Annotated in this window: 11 protein-coding genes; 8 read left to right on the forward strand and 3 right to left on the reverse strand. The window is 72.5% G+C overall.

What is annotated here, in order from left to right; all coding sequences use genetic code 11:
• Window positions 1–189 precede the first annotated feature (189 nt).
• The 3 genes from ACH4J0_RS04690 to ACH4J0_RS04700 all read left to right on the forward strand — a co-directional run bounded on the left by ACH4J0_RS04690 (window position 190) and on the right by ACH4J0_RS04700 (window position 3,964).
• Window positions 190–1,833, forward strand: a complete 1,644-nt coding sequence (locus ACH4J0_RS04690) for a DHA2 family efflux MFS transporter permease subunit (RefSeq protein WP_396236228.1) — start codon at window positions 190–192, stop codon at window positions 1,831–1,833.
• Between the two features lie 242 nt (window positions 1,834–2,075).
• Window positions 2,076–2,693, forward strand: coding sequence for a TetR/AcrR family transcriptional regulator (locus ACH4J0_RS04695; protein WP_396236229.1), 618 nt, complete (start codon window positions 2,076–2,078; stop codon window positions 2,691–2,693).
• Between the two features lie 227 nt (window positions 2,694–2,920).
• Window positions 2,921–3,964, forward strand: coding sequence for an endonuclease/exonuclease/phosphatase family protein (locus tag ACH4J0_RS04700; RefSeq protein WP_396236230.1), 1,044 nt, complete (start codon window positions 2,921–2,923; stop codon window positions 3,962–3,964).
• Between the two features lie 15 nt (window positions 3,965–3,979).
• On the opposite strand, the gene ACH4J0_RS04705 is transcribed toward ACH4J0_RS04700, so the two are convergent.
• Window positions 3,980–5,734 carry an NAD+ synthase gene (locus ACH4J0_RS04705; protein ID WP_396236231.1) on the reverse strand — a complete coding sequence of 585 codons (1,755 nt, stop codon included), beginning with the start codon at window positions 5,732–5,734 and terminating at the stop codon, window positions 3,980–3,982.
• A gap of 175 nt (window positions 5,735–5,909) precedes the next feature.
• Between ACH4J0_RS04705 and glnA the strand changes: the two genes are divergently transcribed.
• Both glnA and ACH4J0_RS04715 read left to right on the forward strand, forming a co-directional pair.
• Complete coding sequence (glnA, locus tag ACH4J0_RS04710; RefSeq protein WP_380419757.1) at window positions 5,910–7,271, forward strand: type I glutamate--ammonia ligase; 1,362 nt, start codon at window positions 5,910–5,912, stop codon at window positions 7,269–7,271.
• Between the two features lie 198 nt (window positions 7,272–7,469).
• Window positions 7,470–8,174 (forward strand): class E sortase, encoded by a 705-nt coding sequence (locus tag ACH4J0_RS04715; RefSeq protein ID WP_396236232.1) that lies wholly within the window; start codon window positions 7,470–7,472, stop codon window positions 8,172–8,174.
• Window positions 8,175–8,571: 397 nt separating this feature from the next.
• Here the strand turns inward: ACH4J0_RS04715 and ACH4J0_RS04720 are convergent, their stop codons facing one another.
• Window positions 8,572–8,745: a hypothetical protein gene (locus ACH4J0_RS04720; RefSeq protein ID WP_396236233.1), complete on the reverse strand. Its 174-nt coding sequence runs from the start codon at window positions 8,743–8,745 to the stop codon at window positions 8,572–8,574.
• Between the two features lie 69 nt (window positions 8,746–8,814).
• On the opposite strand from ACH4J0_RS04720, the gene ACH4J0_RS04725 reads away from it, so the two are divergent.
• Both ACH4J0_RS04725 and ACH4J0_RS04730 read left to right on the forward strand, forming a co-directional pair.
• A complete protein-coding gene (locus ACH4J0_RS04725) occupies window positions 8,815–9,111 on the forward strand; it encodes a hypothetical protein (protein WP_396236234.1) in 297 nt (98 codons plus the stop codon).
• Between the two features lie 112 nt (window positions 9,112–9,223).
• Window positions 9,224–12,250, forward strand: coding sequence for a bifunctional [glutamine synthetase] adenylyltransferase/[glutamine synthetase]-adenylyl-L-tyrosine phosphorylase (locus ACH4J0_RS04730; protein WP_396236235.1), 3,027 nt, complete (start codon window positions 9,224–9,226; stop codon window positions 12,248–12,250).
• Between the two features lie 63 nt (window positions 12,251–12,313).
• On the opposite strand, the gene ACH4J0_RS04735 is transcribed toward ACH4J0_RS04730, so the two are convergent.
• Window positions 12,314–13,279, reverse strand: coding sequence for a phosphatase PAP2 family protein (locus tag ACH4J0_RS04735; RefSeq protein ID WP_396236236.1), 966 nt, complete (start codon window positions 13,277–13,279; stop codon window positions 12,314–12,316).
• A gap of 317 nt (window positions 13,280–13,596) precedes the next feature.
• Here ACH4J0_RS04735 and pulA point away from each other — a divergent pair, with 317 nt between their 5' ends.
• Window positions 13,597–19,137 carry a pullulanase-type alpha-1,6-glucosidase gene (pulA, locus tag ACH4J0_RS04740; protein WP_396236237.1) on the forward strand — a complete coding sequence of 1,847 codons (5,541 nt, stop codon included), beginning with the start codon at window positions 13,597–13,599 and terminating at the stop codon, window positions 19,135–19,137.
• The last annotated feature ends 482 nt before the right edge of the window (window positions 19,138–19,619 follow it).

Raw genomic sequence — 19,619 nt, forward strand, 5'->3', positions numbered from 1 at the left:
GGGGTGCGGTGGGCGGGGTGCGATCCACGCCACACCGGCCCCTGGCATCCCTCCGGGCTTTGCCGCTTTTTTACGAAACGGACTCGTCTCGTATCGTATTGGCCGCTAGTCTGTTGCCCCGGGGGGTTACGAGACGTCCGCGACTCGCAAATGCCCGCCAGTGCCACGCCAACACGGACGGGAAGACCAATGACCACCGCAGCCGCGCCACCTCGTGTGCCGGAAGCCATCCACCGCCGACGCTGGGCGATCCTGTGCACCCTGGTGCTCGCCCTGCTCGTCGTCGTGCTCGACAACTCGATCCTCAACGTCGCGATGAAGACCATCGCGACCCCCGCCCCGGTCGGACTGGGCGCCACCCAGAGCGACCTGGAGTGGGCGATCAACTCCTACACCCTGGTGTTCGCCGGGCTGCTCTTCACCTCGGGCCTGCTGGGCGACCGCTTCGGCCGCAAGCTCGCGCTGCTGACCGGCATGGTGGTCTTCGGCATCGCCTCGCTGCTGTCCTCGATGTCCGGATCGCCCGGTGAACTCATCGGCTACCGCGGCCTGATGGGCGTCGGCGCCGCGCTCGCGATGCCCGCCACCCTGGCGATCATCATGAACGTCTTCGAGCGCGAGGAGCAGCCCAAGGCGATCGGCATCTGGGCCGGCGCGGTCGGCCTGGCCATCGCCATCGGCCCGATCACCGGCGGCCTGCTGATCGAGCACTTCTGGTGGGGCTCGGTCTTCCTGATCAACGTCCCGATCGTGATCGTCGCGGTGATAGCGATGGCGATCCTGGTGCCCGAGTCCAAGGACCCCAACCCGGGCGCGCTCGACCCGGTCGGCGTGCTGCTGTCGATCGTCGGCCTGGTCGCGCTGATCTACGGCATCATCAAGGGCGGCGAGCTGGCCGACTTCACCGCGTTCGCGGCCTGGGGGCCGACCCTGCTCGGCGTGGTCGCGCTGGCCGCGTTCGTCCTGTACGAGCGCCGCATCCCGTTCCCCGCGCTGGACGTCACCTGGTTCCGCAACAAGGTGTTCAGCGCCTCCGTGGTCGTGGTCGGCGTGATCTTCTTCGCGCTGATGGGCGTCTCCTTCTTCGGCGTCTTCTACATCCAGAGCGTGCGCGGCTACAGCGCGCTCCAGGCCGGTCTGCTGATGCTGCCGCTGGCCGTCGCCCAGCTGCTGTTCGCCCCGCGGGCCCGGCTGGTGGTCGAGCGCCTCGGCGTCGCCGCCACCGCCGCCGGCGGCATGGTGCTGGTCGCGCTCGGTTTCGTCGGCTACACGGTGCTGACCGCGACCACGCCGATCTGGGTGCTGATCGTGCTCGGCCTGGTGATGGGCACCGGCATGGCGCACGTCATGCCGCCGGTCACCGTCGCGATCATGGGCTCGTTGCCCCGCGAGAAGGCCGGCGCCGGCTCGGCCGTCAACAACACCTTCCGCCAGGTCGGCGGCTCGCTCGGGGTCGCCGTGCTCGGCGCGGTGCTCTCCACCGTCTACCGCGACGGGATGTCCGACACCCTCACCCACCTGCCCGAGGGGCTGCGGGACAAGGCGGGCGAGTCGCTGGAGGCCACCCTGGCCATCGCCGACCGGATCCCGAACGGCGCGGGCAAGGCGCTGATCGCCCCGGCGAACGACGCCTTCATCCACGCCATGCACGTGGTCGCCTCGCTCTCGGTCGGCATCTCGCTGGTCGGCGCGCTGGTCGCCTGGTTCCTGCTGCCGCGCCGCGCCGCGGCCCCGGCCGGTCCGGGCGGTCCGGGTGGCCGGGCCCCCGAACAGCAGGGCCAGGACTCCGAGCAGCAGGGCCAGGCGCGGGAGGCCGCGGCCGCGGAGGCCTGATCCGCGGAGGCCGCCCCGCGGAGGCCGACCCTCAGGCGTCCGACCTGCGGGCGCCTGACCTGCGGGCGCCTGACCTGCGGGTCGGCTGAGCGACAATGGCCCTGCCGACCGGTACGCCCGGCCGGCGGGGCCTCGGCCCGGCACGGGGGAGACCCCGCCCGTGGACCGGACCGACCGATACGCCACGGCGCCCGCGGGGCCCGGGACCCAGCGAGGGAGAGACAGCCGGGATGAGGACGGACATGCCGAGTGCCGACACCGGGCAGCCCTGCGCGGCGGTACGCCGCGGCCGGCCCCGCAGCGAGGCCGCCGAGCAGGCCATCTTCACCGCCGTCGAGGACCTGATGGCCGACGGCAACACGCTGTCCGAACTCACCATCGAGGGCATCGCCACCGCCGCCGGCGTCGGCAAGGCCACCATCTACCGGCGCTGGCCCAACAAGGAGGCACTGCTGGTCGACGTGGTCAGCCGGCTGGAGGAGCCGATCCCGGCCCCCACCGGTGGCGGCGCCCGCGAGGACCTGATCGCGATGGTCGACCACATCCGCCGCCGGGGCCTGGCCAAGCGCACCCGCTGGGTCCTCAAGGCCGCGCTCGGCCAGATGGCGTCCCTGCCCGAGCTGTACACCGCCTACCGGGAGCGGGTGATCAGGCCGCGCCGGGAGGTCGGGCTGCACCTGATCAGGCAGGCCGTCGCCGAGGGCGTGATCCGCGACGACCTCGACGTGGAGCTGCTCGGCGACCTGCTGATGGGGCCGATCCTCTACCGCAGCATCCTGTCGGACGACTCCGACCTGGACGACCCGGAGCTGTCCCGCAAACTGGTCGACTCCGTCCTCGACGGCGTCGCGCCCCGCTAGGGCCTGCGCGCTCCGCCCCCGCCCGCCGCGCGCTCCGCGCATGCTGCGTGCCCGGCGTGGCCTGGCTCACCAAACCGGGCCACGCCGGAACCCGCTCCCGGGGCAGCGCGTCTGTCCCGGCATACGCTGAGCCGGATCCGATCAAACCGGCACCAGTCCGGCACCGCGCCCGCACCCCACGGACCGGACACCGGACCGGCGGCGGCACGAGCGACGGGAGCCACGGCATGGCGCAGGCGGACAGCACCGAGCGGACCACGGCCCGTGGGGGTGCGGGCACGCCCGCCGACCGGACCGGCGGCTTCCTCGGCCTGCGCCACTGGGGCCGGGACGCCCGCGGCAGCAACACCTGGCGGCGCGGACTGCTGATCGCGGTGCTGGCCCTGCTCGTCGCCGTGCTGCTGGCCTTCCACGCGGAGATGCCGAACGGCGTCGGCAACCTCGGCAGCCTGCTGGAGACCTTCCTGCCCTGGGTCGGCCTGGCCGTCCCGGTGCTGCTGGTCCCCGCGCTGCTGCGCCGCTCCGCCACCGCGCTGCTCGCGCTGCTGCTGCCCACCGCGCTGTGGGCCAACCTGTTCGGCGGGTTGGTGTCGGACAAGAGCGGCGGCACGGGCGACTGGACGGTGGTCAGCCACAACGTCGAGGCGGGGAACACCGACGTGCCGGCCACCATCCGCGGCCTGGTGGCCTCGGACGCCCAGATCGTCGCCCTCCAGGAGCTGGCCGGCAACCAGCTGCGGTCGTACGAGACCGGGCTCGCCGGGGCCTACCCGTACCACACGGTGGAGGGGACGGTCGGGCTCTGGTCGAAGTACCCGATCGGCGACGTCTCCCCGGTGGACCTGAAGATCGGCTGGACCAGGGCCTTCCGGGCCCGGGTCACCACCCCGCAGGGCCCGGTCGCGGTGTACGTCGCGCACCTGCCGTCCGTCCGGCTCAAGGCCGAGAGCGGCTTCACCGTCCACCAGCGGGACGTCAGCGCGCAGGCGCTCGGCGACGCGATCCAGGCCGAGCCGGTGAAGAAGGTCCTGCTGCTCGGCGACCTCAACGGCACCATGAACGACCGCAGCCTGGCGCCGGTCACCTCGCAGATGCGCTCGGCCCAGGGCGCGGCCGGGGACGGCTTCGGCTTCAGCTGGCCCGCGGCGTTCCCGATGGCGCGGATCGACCAGATCATGAGCAAGGGCGGGCTCAGGCCCGTGGACTCCCGCACCCTGCCCCGGGACGGCAGCGACCACCTCGCGGTGGCCGCCACCTACCGGTTCCAGTGATGCGTGGGGGCTGTCCTAGCCGCGCCGCCAGCGGTTGGTGATCGGCAGGCGGCGGTCCCGGCCGAAGTTCTTGACCGAGGTCTTCGGGCCCGGCGGGTACTGGCGACGCTTGTACTCGGCGGTGTCGACCAGCCGGACCACCCGGTCCACCACCGCCGGGTCGAAGCCGGCCGCGACGATCGCGTCCCGGCCCTCGTCGCCCTCGATGTAGCGGTCCAGCACGCTGTCCAGCAGGTCGTAGTCCGGCAGCGAGTCGGTGTCCACCTGGTCCGGCCGCAGTTCGGCGGACGGCGGCTTGGTGATGGTGTTCTCCGGGATCGGCGCCACCTCGCCGCGCCGCTCGGCCTCCTCGTTGCGCCAGCGGGCGAGGCGGAAGACCAGCGACTTGTAGACGTCCTTGATCGGGCCGTACGCGCCCACCGAGTCGCCGTACAGGGTCGAGTAGCCGACCGCCAGCTCGCTCTTGTTGCCGGGCGCGAGCACGATGTGCCCCTCCTGGTTGGAGATCGCCATCAGCAGGGTGCCGCGCAGCCGGGACTGGAGGTTCTCCTCGGCCAGACCGGTCAGTTCGGTGGCGCTCAGGTAGGCGTCGAACATCGGGGCGATGGAGACGGTCCGGAAGTGAAGCCCGGTGCGTCGGGCCAGTTCGGCCGCGTCGTCCCGGGAGTGCTGGGAGGAGTAGCGGCTCGGCATCGAGACGCAGTGCACGTTGTCGGCGCCGACCGCGTCCACCGCGATCGCGGCCACCAGCGCCGAGTCGATGCCCCCGGAGAGGCCGATCAGCACCGACCTGAAGCCGTTCTTGACCACGTACGCCCGGGTGCCGGCGACCAGCGCGGCCCAGATCTCGGCCTCGTCGGCCAGCCGCGGCGCGATGTCGGCGGTGAGCTTCCCGCCGGGGGCCGGTGACGCCTCGCCACCCAGCTCGGCGCGGACCAGGTGCAGTCCGTCGCTCAGCAGCAGGCCGTCGGTGTGGTCGCTGCTCGCCTCCGGCAGGTCGAGGTCCAGCACCAGCAGGTGCTCCTCGAACTGCGGGGAACGGGCCAGGACCCGGCCGTCCGCGTCGACCACGATCGAGTCACCGTCGAAGACCAGCTCGTCCTGGCCGCCGACCATGTTGACGTACGCCAGGGCGCAGCCCGCCTCGACCGCGCGGCGCCGCACCAGCTCCAGCCGCTGGTCGTCCTTGTTCCGCTCGTACGGCGAGCCGTTGATCACCAGCAGCAGCCCGGCTCCGGCCTCCCGTGCGGCGGTGACCCGGCCGCCGTCCTGCCAGATGTCCTCGCAGATCGCCAGTGCGACGTCCACCCCGTGCAGCCGCAGCACCGGCAGCTGGTCGCCGGGGACGAACCAGCGGAACTCGTCGAAGACGCCGTAGTTGGGCAGGTGGTGCTTGGCGAAGCGGGTGACCACCTCACCCCGGTGGAGCACCGCGGCGCAGTTCTGCGGCGACCCGGCGGGCCGCCCGAAGCGCGGCGAGGCGTGCTCGGAGCGCCCGAGGTAGCCGACCACCACCGGTACCCCGCCCAGCCCGTCGTCGGCCAGCCTGCCCGCCAGCTCGACCAGGGCGCCGCGCGAGGCCTCGACGAAGGAGTGGCGCAGCGCGAGGTCCTCGACCGGGTACCCGGTCAGGACCATCTCGGGGAACGCGACCAGCTGGGCGCCGGCCTCCACGGCCTGCTTCGTCCAGCGCACCACCTCATCGCCGTTGCGGGCGAGGTCACCGACCCAGGGGTCGATCTGGCACAGGGCGACACGGAGATTGGGCATGCCTCGAAGTGTAATCGTCTAACTGACGCAATGTGCTGCGGCGGCGAGCCTCAGGGGGGTCGGCCCTGCCGCGGTGCCCGGTGATCGGCCATGATGGGGGCAACCGCTCCGCGGGGTCTCTCGGGAGCCTTCCGGGCGTAACACGAGCGTAAAGAGCAGAGGTGAGACTGTCCCCATGGGCAAGCAGCAGCAGTTCGTGCTTCGGACGCTCGAAGAGCGTGACATCCGGTTCGTCCGGCTGTGGTTCACCGATGTGCTCGGGTTCCTGAAGTCGGTCGCGGTGGCGCCGGCCGAGTTGGAGCAGGCCTTCGAGGAGGGCATCGGGTTCGACGGCTCGGCGATCGAGGGATTCGCCCGGGTGTACGAGTCCGACATGATCGCCAAGCCGGATCCGACCACCTTCCAGATCCTGCCGTGGCGCTCGGAGACCCCGGGCACCGCGCGGATGTTCTGCGACATCCTGATGCCGGACGGCTCGCCCTCCTACGCCGACCCCCGGTTCGTGCTCAAGCGCACCCTGGAGAAGGCCTCCGACCTGGGCTTCACCTTCTACACCCACCCCGAGATCGAGTTCTTCCTGCTGAAGAACCTGCCCGGCGACGGCACCGCGCCGATCCCCGCCGACCAGTCCGGCTACTTCGACCACACCCCGCGCGGGGTGGGCCACGACTTCCGCCGCCAGGCGATCACCATGCTGGAGTCGATGGGCATCTCGGTCGAGTTCTCGCACCACGAGGGCGCCCCCGGCCAGCAGGAGATCGACCTGCGCTACGCCGACGCGCTGTCCACCGCCGACAACATCATGACCTTCCGGCTGGTCATGAAGGAGGTCGCGCTGGAGCAGGGCGTGCACGCGAGCTTCATGCCCAAGCCGTTCTCCGAGCACCCCGGCAGCGGCATGCACACCCACGTCTCGCTGTTCGAGGGCGACCGCAACGCATTCCACGAGTCCGGCGCCGAGTACCAGCTGTCCAAGGTCGGCAGATCGTTCATCGCCGGCCTGCTGCGGCACGCCGCCGAGACGGCCGCCGTCACCAACCAGTGGGTGAACTCCTACAAGCGCATCTGGGGCGGCTCCCAGCGCACCGCCGGCGCCGGCGGCGAGGCCCCCTCGTACATCTGCTGGGGCCACAACAACCGCTCGGCGCTGATCCGGGTGCCGATGTACAAGCCGGGCAAGCAGGGCTCCACCCGGATCGAGGTCCGCTCCCTGGACACCGGCTGCAACCCCTACCTCGCCTACGCCGTCACCCTCGCGGCCGGCCTCAAGGGCATCGAGGAGGGCTACGAGCTCCCGCCCGGCGCCGACGACGACGTGTGGGCCCTGTCCGACTCCGAGCGCCGCGCGCTCGGCATCCAGCCGATGCCGCAGAACCTCGGCGAGGCCATCGACCTGATGCAGCGCAGCGAGCTGGTCGCCGAGACCCTGGGCGAACACGTCTTCGACTTCTTCCTGCGCAACAAGCGCCAGGAGTGGGAGGAGTACCGCTCCGAGGTCACCCCGTTCGAACTGCGCAAGAACCTCCAGGTGCTGTAGGCCCAGGCGTCATCAGGGGTCCGCCCGGCGACGGCCGCCGGGCGGACCCCTGCGCGTTCCCGGCCCCGGCGTCGTTCCCGGTCCCCGGCGCTACTGCGTTCGGGGGACGGGCGTCGCCCCGGAGTGTGTCCGCTTGCGGTCGGGCGGGACGGGGCGCTGGAGTGGCGGCCGGTTCGGTGGCGGCGACGGGAGCCCGGGATGGCGCAGCGGCGGGTCGTGGTGGTGCGGGCGGTGGCCCGGGGCGCCGGGGACGTGCTGTTGACGTCAGGTCTGCTGGTGGTGCTCTTCGCGGTGTACGTGCTCTGGTGGAGCAACGTGGCGTCGGACCGGGCGGCGGACCGGGCCGCCGGGCGGCTTCGGGACAGCTGGTTGGTCGCCGCGCCGCCGGCGGAGTCCCCGGTGCCGGTGGCCGGGCTGGACCGGGGCGACCTGGGCTTCCTGCACGTGCCGGCCCTGGGTCGGGACTTCCAGGTGCTGATCAGGCCCGGCACGGACGACGAGACCCTGGCGGACGGCGTGGCCGGTGCGTACACCGTGCCGTACCGCTCGGTCCCGCCGTGGGAGGGCGAGGGCAACTTCGCCCTCGCGGCGCACCGTGACGGCCACGGAGCGAAGTTCCACGACCTGGACCGGGTCGGCCCGGGTGACGCCGTGGTGGTCGAGACCAGGGACCGGTGGTACGTGTACCGGGTCGACGGCGTGCTGCCGGAGACCTCCCCGGACGACGTGGGCGTGATCGCGCCCGTCCCCACCGGGTCGCCGTACCGTGCGCCGGGGCGCTACATCACGCTGACGACGTGCACCCCGGCCTACACCTCGCTGTACCGGCTGGTGGTCTGGGGGAGCCTGGTCCGGGAGGAGGCGATGGCGCCGGGGCGGGTGCCGCCGGCGGAGCTGCGCTGAGCGGGGCCTGCACGAGCCGCCCGCTCAGGGCCCCTGCCCGCGGCGTTCGACGCTCAGCAGGTCGACCTCCATGGTGACCGGGTCGGTGCGGGTCGGCGGGTCGTGGAACGTCCCGTCGCCGATCGAGAGGTTGAGGATCAGATAGGCGGAGAAGTCCGGGCCGACGCCCGTCCCGTCGGACCACCACCACCAGGTCGCCGGTGCGGAGCTGGAACCCGTCGCCGCCGGACCTGCAGGAGTCGCCGGTGGTCAGCAGCCCGGTGTCCCAGTTGCCGCCCGCGCGGTGGCGGGCGGTGACGGTGAGGTGCCCGCCGGCCGTGCTCAGCGCGTCGGTGGTCAGCCGGCCGAGTTTCCAGCCGTTGGGATTCTCGGTGCAGTCGGCGTACGCGGCGGTCTTTCATCCCCACCGTCGGCCCGGTCCCAGGTCCAGCGTGGCGAAGCGGTCCAGCAGGGCGGTGGTGTCCTTCGACCGCCCGGTCACGGGGACGGCCCCGGCGGGGACGGCGGCCGGCGTCACGACGGCCGTCACCGCCACCGCCATCGCCAGCGCCGGCGGCAATCGGATGGCCATGTCGCCCAGGATCCCCGCCGGGCGGCGTGTCCGCTGACCTGTTATCCGGCCTATCTCTTCGTGGGCACCATGAGCACCGTCGTGTCCCTCTGGGTGATGTTCCGGGAATGGGTTCTGGGCCGACATCCGACGTCCTGGACGCGCCGCCGGGTGGAGATCACCCGGATGTCGGAACGCCGGCGGCTCGCCCTCGCCCTCGCCCTCGCTCTCACGGGCGCGGGCGCGGGCGCGGGGTTGGTCGGCGTGCTCTCCGGCAGTGTGCTCGACCGGGAGCCCCTGTTCCTGACGGGCGTCGCCGCGACCGGTTCGGTGCTGCTGTCGGCCCTGCTCTGGCACCTGGTGAACCGGATGCCGGAGCGGGTCTGACGCCGGAACGACCGTCCGCGCCACCGGCCCCGTGGCGCGGGCGGACCGGCTCCTGGGAAGGTAGGTCCAGGACCGCGTGACCGCGCGGGCCACTGGGCGTGCCGGGAGAGCGATGACGGTGGAGGAGCAGCGGGCCGGGAGCCGGATCAGCCGGCCCGAGATCAGGCTGGTCCGGCGCGGGTTCACCGATCCCGCCAGGGCGGTGCGGCTGCTGGACGGTCCGGGCCTGGAAGGTCTGGCCGACGACCCGGTGCTGCTGGACGCGCTCGGCGCCACCGCCGACCCCGACCTCGCGCTGCTGGGCCTGGCCCGGCTGCTGGAGGCCGCCGACGAGCCGGAGCGGAACACCCTGCGCGACACCCTCACCACCTCCAAGCCGCTGCGCGACCGGCTGCTCGGGGTGCTCGGCGTCTCCATCGCGCTCGGCGACCACCTGGCCCGGCATCCCCACGACTGGCACGCGCTGGTCACCTTCGAGCTGCGCGACATGCACCCGGGCCCGGAGGACTTCCGCCGCGCCCTCGCCGAGGGCGTCGGGGACGGCGCCCCCAGCCCGGCGAACGCGCTGCGGGTCGCCTACCGCCGCTGCCTGCTGGCCATCGCCGCCCGTGACCTCACCGGCACCACCGACCTCGCCCAGACCGCCGCCGAACTCGCCGACCTGGCCGGCGCCACCCTGCAGACCGCCCTGGACCTCGCCGCCGAGCAGGACCCGGAGGCCGCCGCGGCCTGCCGGCTCGCGGTGATCGGCATGGGCAAATGCGGCGGCCGCGAACTCAACTACGTCTCGGACGTGGACGTCATCTTCGTCGCGGAGCCGCGCGAGGGCGTGGACGAGCACGCGGCGGTCAAGGCCGCCACCCGGCTGGCCGCCGCGCTCACCCGGCTCTGCTCGGACACCACCGGCGAGGGCACCATCTGGCCGGTGGACGCCAACCTGCGCCCCGAGGGCCGCAACGGCCCGCTGGTGCGCACCCTGGCCAGCCACCTCGCCTACTACCAGCGCTGGGCCAAGACCTGGGAGTTCCAGGCGCTGCTCAAGGCCCGCCCGGTCGCCGGGGACGCCGAGCTGGGCGCCGCGTACGTCGAGGCGCTCGCCCCGATGGTCTGGCAGGCCGCCGCCCGGGAGAACTTCGTCACCGACGTGCAGCAGATGCGCCGCCGGGTGATCGACTCGATCCCGGCCCCCGAACTGGACCGCCAGCTCAAGTTGGGCCCGGGCGGGCTGCGCGACGTCGAGTTCTCCGTCCAGCTGCTCCAGCTGGTGCACGGCCGCACCGATCCGGCGCTGCGCAGCGGCAACACCCTGGAGGCACTGGCCGCGCTCTCCCGCGGCGGGTACGTCGGCCGGGCGGACGCCGCCTCGCTGGACGCCGCCTACCGCTTCCTGCGCTCGCTGGAGCACCGCATCCAGCTGCACCGGCTGCGCCGCACCCACCTGATGCCCACCGCCGAGGAGGACCAGCGCCGCCTCGCCCGCTCGCTCGCCGCGCTGATCAACGACGACACCCGCTCCGACCCGGTGGCCGCGCTGCAGCGCGAGTGGAAGCGGCACGCGGTGGAGGTCCGGCGGCTGCACGAGAAGCTGTTCTACCGTCCGCTGCTCGACGCCGTCGCCGAACTGCCGGCCGGCGCCGCGGGCCTGACCCCGGACGCGGCCCGGGCCCGGTTGGAGGCGCTCGGCTACGCGGACCCGGCCGCCGCGCTGCGGCACATCAGTGCACTCGCCTCCGGGGTGAGCCGCAAGGCAGCGATCCAGCGCACCCTGCTGCCGGTGCTGCTCGGCTGGTTCGCCGAGTCCGCCGATCCGGACGCCGGGCTGCTCAACTTCCGCCAGGTCTCCGACGCGCTCGGCCGAACCCCCTGGTACCTGAGGCTGCTGCGGGACGAGAGCGCCGCCGCCGAGCAGTTGGCCAGGGTGCTGTCGGCCGGCCGGCTCGCCCCCGACCTGCTGCTGCGCGCCCCCGAGGCGGTGGCCATGCTGGGCGACCCGCAGGGCCTGGCACCGCGCGGCCGGGCGGCGCTGCAGTCGGAGGTGCTGGCCGCCGTCGGCCGGGCCGGGTCCGCCGCCGCCGCCGTGGCCGCCGCCCGCTCGGTGCGCCGCCGGGAGCTGTTCCGCACCGCCGCCGCGGACGTGCTCGGGCGGCTCGGGGAGGACCCGGCCGAGGCGCTGGACGCTGCGGGGGAGGCACTGACCGCGCTCAACGCCGCCACCCTCCAGGGCGCGCTGCGCGCCTGCGTCGCCGGCTGGGAGGCCGAGCACGGGGACCTGCCGACCCGGATCGCGGTGATCGCGATGGGCCGCTTCGGCGGGCACGAGCTGGGCTACGGTTCGGACGCCGACGTGCTGTTCGTCCACGAGCCGCTGCTCGGCTCGCTGGAGCAGGAGGCGGCCCGGGCGGCCCAGGCGGTCTGCAACGAGCTGCGCACCCTGCTGGGCGCGCCGTCCACCGAGCCGCCGCTGCTGGTCGACGCCGACCTGCGGCCGGAGGGGCGCAGCGGCCCGCTGGTGCGCACCCTGGCCTCCTACGCGGCGTACTACCGGCGCTGGTCGCACGCCTGGGAGAGCCAGGCCCTGCTGCGGGCGGAGCCGGTGGCCGGGGACGAGGAGCTGGGCGCCCGGTTCCGGCGGCTGATCGACCCGCTGCGCTACCCGGGCGCCGGGGTGCCGGAGCGCGACCTGACGGAGATCCGCCGGATCAAGGCGCGGATCGAGGCCGAGCGGCTGCCGCGGGGGGCCGACCCGACCACCCACACCAAGATCGGCCGGGGCGGGCTGGCGGACGTGGAGTGGACGGTGCAGCTGCTCCAGCTCCAGCACGGGCACGAACTCCCGGCCCTGCGCACCACCCGGACCAGGGCCGCGCTGGCGGCCGCCGCCGGGGCCGGGCTGGTCGGGCCGGCCGACGCGGAGGTGCTGGAGGCGGCGTGGGTGCTGGCCTCCCGGGTGCGGTCGGCGGTGATGCTGGTGCGCGGACGGCCGGGGGACAGCTTCCCGGGGGACGCCCGGGAGCTGAGCGGGGTGGCCCGCTACCTCGGGTACGGTTCCGGGCACAGCGGGGAGCTGGTGGACGACTACCGGCGCACCACCCGGCGGGCCCGGGCGGTGGTGGACCGGCTGTTCTACGGGGCCGGCTGAGTTCCCGGGCACCCACACGAACAGGGGCCCCTCGGGAAGGGCCCCTGTTCCCGGCGCACCGCGCTAGCGCCGGGCGCTGCTGACCGTCGGTTCGCTCCACTGCTCGGGAACGGTGACCGGCTGGTCGGCCGACTCCCGGGAGGGCACCTGCGGCAGCTTGTAGACCCACTCGTGGTAGAGCCAGCGGGCGGTGAGGAAGCCCACCGCGAGGCAGATCTCGCCGCCGACGGCGTCCATCCAGAAGTGGTTGGCGGTCGAGATGATGACGGTCAGGGTGGCCAGCGGGTACAGCAGGCCGAGTACCCGGACCCAGGTGCGGCGGGCCAGGGAGAAGATCGCCAGTCCGCACCACATCGACCAGCCGATGTGCATCGAGGGCATGGCCGCGTACAGGTTGGAGACGTGCGCGGCGGGCCCCGAGGCGAAGGAACCCCAGGTGTGGTGGGTCTGGACGGTGTCGATGAAGCCGCCGCCGGTCATCAGCCGGGGCGGGGCCAGCGGGAAGAAGTAGAAGCCGATCAGGGCGATCCCGGTGGTGACGAACAGCACCGTGCGGGCCGCGACGTAGCGGCCCGGGTGGCTGCGGTAGAGCCAGACCAGCACGCCGATGGTGATGATGAAGTGCAGCGTCGCGTAGTAGTAGTTCATCCCGGTGATGAGCCACCCGACGCTGTCCACGGCGTGGTTGATCGAGTGCTCGACGGCGATGCCGAGGTGGTGCTCCAGCTTCCAGATCCAGTGCGCGTTCCGCTGCGCCACCGTCTCCTGCTCGGGGACGGCGTTGCGCACGATCGAGTAGAGCCAGTAGCTGACGCCGATCAGGGCCAGCTCGAACCAGATCCGCGGCCGGGCCGGTGAGCGGCGCTGGTCGCGGATGCGGTTGCGCAGGGCGGCGGTACGGGACTGGGCGGCACGGGTGGCTCCTTCGGCCGGCCGGGCCGTGTCGGCCCGGGTTGCCTCGGAACCGCCGTCGTGGGCCGCTTCGGCGCGTGCGGCGTCGCCTCGCTGGATCTCGGTCGGTTCCCCCATGGACGAGAAGTCTGCCAGACCACTCGTAGCCGTCTGCTCATCCTCCGGAAGTGGATTCTTCACCGGGCGTCCCCCTCCGGGGGTAGGGGACGGATCCCACCGGGGTAGGGGGTGCGATCGAGTCTGGTGCTTACCGGTGGGACGGACATACGTCCCATTGTCATGCCGTACGCCGTTGGGACGTAACCGGGGTCGCCGACAGGGTCGTGGCCTGGATTTTTCCAGGAAGAAACGGTTTCTGCATCTTGCTGAAACATATTGCAGGCCGCTAGCTTCCTGGGAAATCGATCGCCCCTTCCCCCTAAGGGAGCCCCTCAGTGGCCGATACGCCGCTCCGCCCCCGACGGAGCCGTTCCCGCCGCAGACCCGGCCGCACGGCCGTACTGCTGGCCGCCGCGCTGACCGCCGCCACCCTCGGCGGCGCCCCCGCGGCGCTCGCCGCCGCCCCGCCGCCCCCGCCCTCCGACGCCGCGCTGGCGGCCACCGCAGGGCGGCACGACCTCACCCGCGAGCAGTTCTACTTCGTCCTGCCCGACCGCTTCGCCAACGGCGACACCGCCAACGACACCGGTGGCATCACCGGCGGGCGGCTGGACAACGGCTTCGACCCGAGCGACAAGGGCTTCTACCACGGCGGCGACCTGGCCGGCCTGATCCAGAAGCTCGACTACATCCAGAACCTCGGCACCACCGCGATCTGGATGGCCCCGATCTTCAAGAACAAGCCGGTCCAGGGCACCGGCGCCGACGCCTCGGCCGGCTACCACGGGTACTGGATCACCGACTTCACCCAGGTCGACCCGCACTTCGGCACCAACGAGCAGCTCAAGGAGCTGATAGCCAAGGCGCACGCGCGCGGCATCAAGGTCTTCTTCGACGTCATCACCAACCACACCGCCGACGTCATCGACGACGCGGAGCAGCAGCACGGCTACCGCTCGACCGGCGCGTACCCGACCCTCGACGCCGACGGCAACCCGGTCGACGAGACCGCGGTCGCCGACGCCGGAGCCCCCTGGCCGAAGATCACCAAGGACTCCTTCCCCTACACCCCGGTCTTCCGCACCCCGGCCGACGCCAAGGCCAAGAACCCCTCCTGGCTCAACGACCCCGCGCTCTACCACAACCGGGGCGACTCGACCTTCGTCGGCGAGTCCGCCACCGAGGGCGACTTCGGCGGCCTGGACGACCTCGACACCCAGGACCCCCGGGTGGTCAAGGGCTTCGAGCAGGTCTACCAGCAGTGGGTCAGGGACACCGGGGTGGACGGCTTCCGGATCGACACCGTCAAGCACGTCAACATGGCCTTCTGGCAGCAGTGGGCCCCGGCGCTCAAGGACTTCGCCGCCAAGCAGGGCGACAAGAGGTTCTTCATGTTCGGCGAGGTCTACTCCGGCGACCCGGCCGTCACATCGCCCTACGTCACCAAGGGCAAGCTGCAGGCCGCACTGGACTTCCCGTTCCAGGGCGCGGCCCGCTCCTACGTCTCCCAGGGCGGCTCGGCGAAGAACCTCGCCGACGTCTACGGCCAGGACTACCGCTACACCAGCGCCGACACCGACGCGTACGAGCTGCCGACCTTCCTCGGCAACCACGACATGGGCCGCTTCGGATCCTTCCTGCTCGCCGACAACCCGGGCGCCGACGACGCGACCCTGCTGAAGAAGGACCGGCTCGGCACCGAGTTGCAGTTCCTCACCCGCGGCCAGCCCGTCGTCTACTACGGCGACGAGCAGGGCTTCACCGGCGCGGGCGGCGACAAGGACGCCCGGCAGGACATGTTCGCCTCCAGGACCGCCTCCTACAACGGCGACCGCGTCCTCGGCGGCCCCTCCGGACCGGCCGACCGGTACGGGCAGGGCGGCGACCTCTACCAGGGCATCGAGGGCCTGGCCAAGCTGCGCCGCGACAACCCCGCACTGGCCGACGGGGCGCAGATCGAGCGCTACGCCGCCGACGGCGCGGGCGTGTACGCCTTCTCCCGGATCGACGCGGGCCAGCAGGTCGAGTACCTGGTGGCGGTCAACAACGCCACCGAGGCGAAGACCGTCACCCTGGACACCTTCTCGGCGGGCATGGGCTTCGACCGGATCTACCCCTCGGTGGGGGAGCGGATCACCAGCGGCGGCGACCGCAAGGTGACCGTCACCGTCCCGGCGCTGTCCTCCGTGGTGTTCAAGGCGGGCGGCAAGCTCGCCCCCGTCGCGGCCGCGCCGCAGCTCTCGGTGCAGCCGCCCGCCGACGGGTCCACCGGTCTCGTGACGGTCGGCGCCAAGGCGGACGGCGGCTTCAACCGGGTCAGCTTCGCCGCCCAGATCGGCAACGGGCCCTGGCGGACGCTGGGCACCGCCGACACCGGCAAGTCAGGCGCTGACGGTCAAAGACTCTTCGAGGTCACCCAGGACCTGGGCGCCGTCGCCCCCGGCACGGTGGTGCGCTACAAGGCCGTCCTCCAGGACTCCAGCGGCCACCTGCGCTCCGCCACCGCGAGTTTCACCACCGGCACGCCCGCACCCGCGCCGGTGCCCACCGCCGGAGCCCGCCCGTACGCCGTCGTCCACTACAACCGGCCGGACGGCGACTACGACGGCTGGAACCTCTACGCCTGGGGCGACCTCGCCGACGGCGAGGGCACCCAGTGGCCCGCCGGGCACCCCTTCACCGGGCGGGACGCGTACGGCGCCTTCGCGTACGTGCGGCTCAAGCCCGGCGCCTCGGACGTCGGCTTCATCGTGGAGAAGAACGGCGTCAAGGACGTGGACGCCGACCGCCACATCGACGTCGGCGCCACCGGCGAGGTGTGGTTGAAGCAGGGGGACCCGACCGTCCGCACCACCGACCCGGGCCCGGCCGACAGCCAGCCCGCCGGCACCGCCGTCATCCACTACAACCGGGCCGACGGCGACTACGACGGCTGGGGCCTGCACGACTGGACCGGCGCCGCCGACCCCACCGACTGGGGCAAGCCGCTGATGCCCGTGCGCCGCGACGCCTTCGGCGCCGTCTTCGAGGTGCCGCTCGCCCCCGGGGCGACCAGCCTCAGCTACATCCTGCACAACGGCAACGACAAGGACCTGCCCGCCGACCAGTCGCTGGACTTCGCCGTCAACGGCAAGGAGGTGTGGATCCTGGGCGGCCGCGAGGGCTACCTGCTGCCGCAGAACCCCGCCGCCTCCTCGCAGTTGGACCTCTCCGCGGCCAAGGCCCAGTGGATCGACGCGAAGACCGTCGTCGTCCCGGCGAACTACGGCGCCACCGACCAGGCCCTGGCCGGCGGCACCAGCGCCCAGCTGGTCTACGACCCCGCAGGCGGCATCCGCGCCGACAAGGGCGTGCTGACCAAGCCCGGCCAGTGGATCCGGCTCACCCCCGTCGCCGGCGGGCTCACTGCCGCCCAGAAGGCCGCATACCCGCACCTGGCGGGCTACCGGGCCTTCACCGTGGACGCCCGGGACACCGCGCGCGTCCCGGCCGCGCTGCGCAGCCAGCTGCTGTTCACCGAACACCTGCCCAGCGGGGCGGCGCTGGCCGCCACCGGGGTGCAGACCCCGGGCGTGCTGGACGACCTGTACGCCGGCCGCACCGGCAAGGTGGACTTCGGCCCGGCCTACTACGACGGCAAGGTCGCCCTCTCGCTCTGGGCGCCGACCGCGCAGCAGGTGTCCGTCCAGGTCTTCGACAGTGCCACCGGGGGGAACCCGAAGACGCTGCCGCTGAAGCTGGACGACGAGACCGGCGTGTGGGAACTCGTCCGAGACAAGGGCGAGTTGGACGGCAAGTACTACCTGTACCAGGTGAAGGTCTGGGCGCCCTCGGTGCAGCAGCTGGTGGTCAACACCGTCACCGACCCGTACTCGGTGGCGCTGTCCACCGACTCCAGGCGCAGCCTGGTCGCCGACCTCGACGCCAAGGAGCTCAAGCCCGCGGGCTGGGACGACCAGCCCCGGCCGGCGGCCGTCCCGCCCGCGAAGGAGCAGATCCAGGAACTGCACGTCCGGGACTTCTCGGTGGAGGACACCACCGTCCCGGCCGCCGAGCGCGGCACCTACCTGGCGTTCACCGAGCCGAACTCGGCCGGCATGCAGCACCTGCGGGACCTCGCCAAGGCCGGGGTGACCACCGTCCACCTGCTGCCGACCTTCGACATCGCCACCATCCACGAGAACCGGGCGGACCAGAAGCTGCCGCCCTGCGACCTCAAGTCCCTGCCCCCGGACGGGCCGAAGCAGCAGGAGTGCGTGGCGGCCGTCGCCGCCGACGACGCGTACAACTGGGGCTACGACCCGCTGCACTACAACGTGCCGGAGGGCTCGTACGCCACCGATCCGAACGGCACGGCCCGTACCGTGCAGTTCCGGCAGATGGTCCAGGCGATGCACGCGGCCGGGCTGCGGGTGGTGCTGGACGTGGTCTACAACCACACCGCCGCCAGCGGCCAGGCCGAGCACTCGGTGCTGGACCGGGTGGTGCCCGGCTACTACCAGCGGCTGGACACCGACGGCAAGGTGACGACGGACAGTTGCTGCGCCGACACCGCGCCCGAGCACGCCATGATGAACCGGCTGGTGGTCGACTCGGTGACACTGTGGGCCCGGGAGTACCAGGTCGACGGCTTCCGCTTCGACCTGATGGGCCTGGACCCGAAGTCCACCATGCTGGACGTGCAGGCCGCGCTGCGGAAGATGACGCCCGAGTCCGACGGCGTCGACGGCAAGAACGTCTTCCTCTACGGCGAGGGCTGGAACTTCGGCACCGTCGCGAACAACGCCCGGTTCGAGCAGGCCACCCAGGCCAACATGGCCGGCACCGGCATCGCCACCTTCGACGACCGGCTCCGCGACGCCGCCCGCGGCGGCAACTTCATGCTGGGCTCCGCGCCCCAGCAGGGCTTCGCCTCGGGCCTGTACACCGACCCCAACGGCTCGGCGGCGAACGGCAGTCCGCAGGAGCAGAAGGACCGGCTGCTGCACCAGATGGACCAGCTGAAGGTGGGGCTGACCGGGAACCTGGCCGGCTACTCCTTCACCGACAGCTCGGGGAAGGCCGTCACCGGCGCCCAGGTCGACTACAACGGCTCCCCGACCGGGTACGCGGCCGCGCCCGGCGAGGCGGTGGAGTACGTGGACGCCCACGACAACACCGACCTGTTCGACGCGCTCGCGTACAAGCTGCCGACCGGCACCGCGCCCGCCGACCGGGCCCGGATGCAGGCGCTCGGCCTGTCGCTGACCGCACTCACCCAGGGCGCGGGCTTCGCCCAGGCCGGCAGTGACCTGCTGCGCTCCAAGTCGCTCGACTCCAACTCCTACGACTCGGGCGACTGGTTCAACGCGATCCACTGGCCCGATCCGTCGACGGGGGCTACACAGGGCAACGGCTGGGGCCGCGGCCTGCCGATGGCGAAGGACAACCAGGAACTCTGGCCGACGGCCGGGTCCCTGCTGGCCAACCCGAAGCTCACCGTGGGCGCGGCCGACATCCGGGCGACGACGGCGCAGTACCAGGACTTCCTGCGGATCAAGCAGTCCTCGCCGTTGTTCTCGCTGCCCACGCTGGCCGACGTCCAGCGGCGGCTGTCGTACCCGCTCTCCGGCACGCCCGATGAGACGCCCGGAGTGATCACCCTGCACCTGGACGGCACCGGGCTGGCCGGGGCGCAGAAGGGCATCACCGTGGTCTTCAACGCCACGCCCACCGCGCAGGCGCAGACCGTGGCGGCCCTGAAGGGGACGGGCCAGGCGCTGCACCCGGTCCAGGCGGGCGGGGCGGACCAGGTGGTGAAGCAGTCCGGCTTCGACGCCGCGACCGGCACCTTCACCGTGCCGGGCCGCACCGTGGCGGTGTTCGTGCAGAGCTGATTCCGCCGCCGTCCGATCCCCGGGCCCCGCACCGCCGACCAGGCGGCGCGGGGCCCGGTTCCGTTCCGGCCGGAGAATGGCCGGAAACCGGTGGTGGCACGGCCGGAAGTGTGACGTGCCGCCCCGGCGCGACGCTGCGCGCCACCCGCCGGGGCGTGCGGGCGGCCTGATCGCTGGTCAGTCACCACCGGTGGTGATCGAACTTTACGAGTGGCATGAAAACCGTGTTCAAGACTTGGTCATGCCGCCACACAACTGACTAACCGTCGTGCATACGGTTTCGGTAATGAATCGGCCAATCGGTGGCATGCATCTGTCATTAACGGCGCGTTTGCTGCCACGATTCCTCCGGCTGCAGACGAGGGGGCCCCACCTCCCGGTGCAGCTGCCCCAGTTCAGGTGCAGCGCGTCCCGACCTGCAACGAACCCCTGCACGACTTGTGAGCACCGCTACCCGCACCCCCGTTGCACCCGGCGGGGGC

This window comes from Kitasatospora sp. NPDC017646 (assembly GCF_044329365.1).
Taxonomy (GTDB): domain Bacteria; phylum Actinomycetota; class Actinomycetes; order Streptomycetales; family Streptomycetaceae; genus Kitasatospora.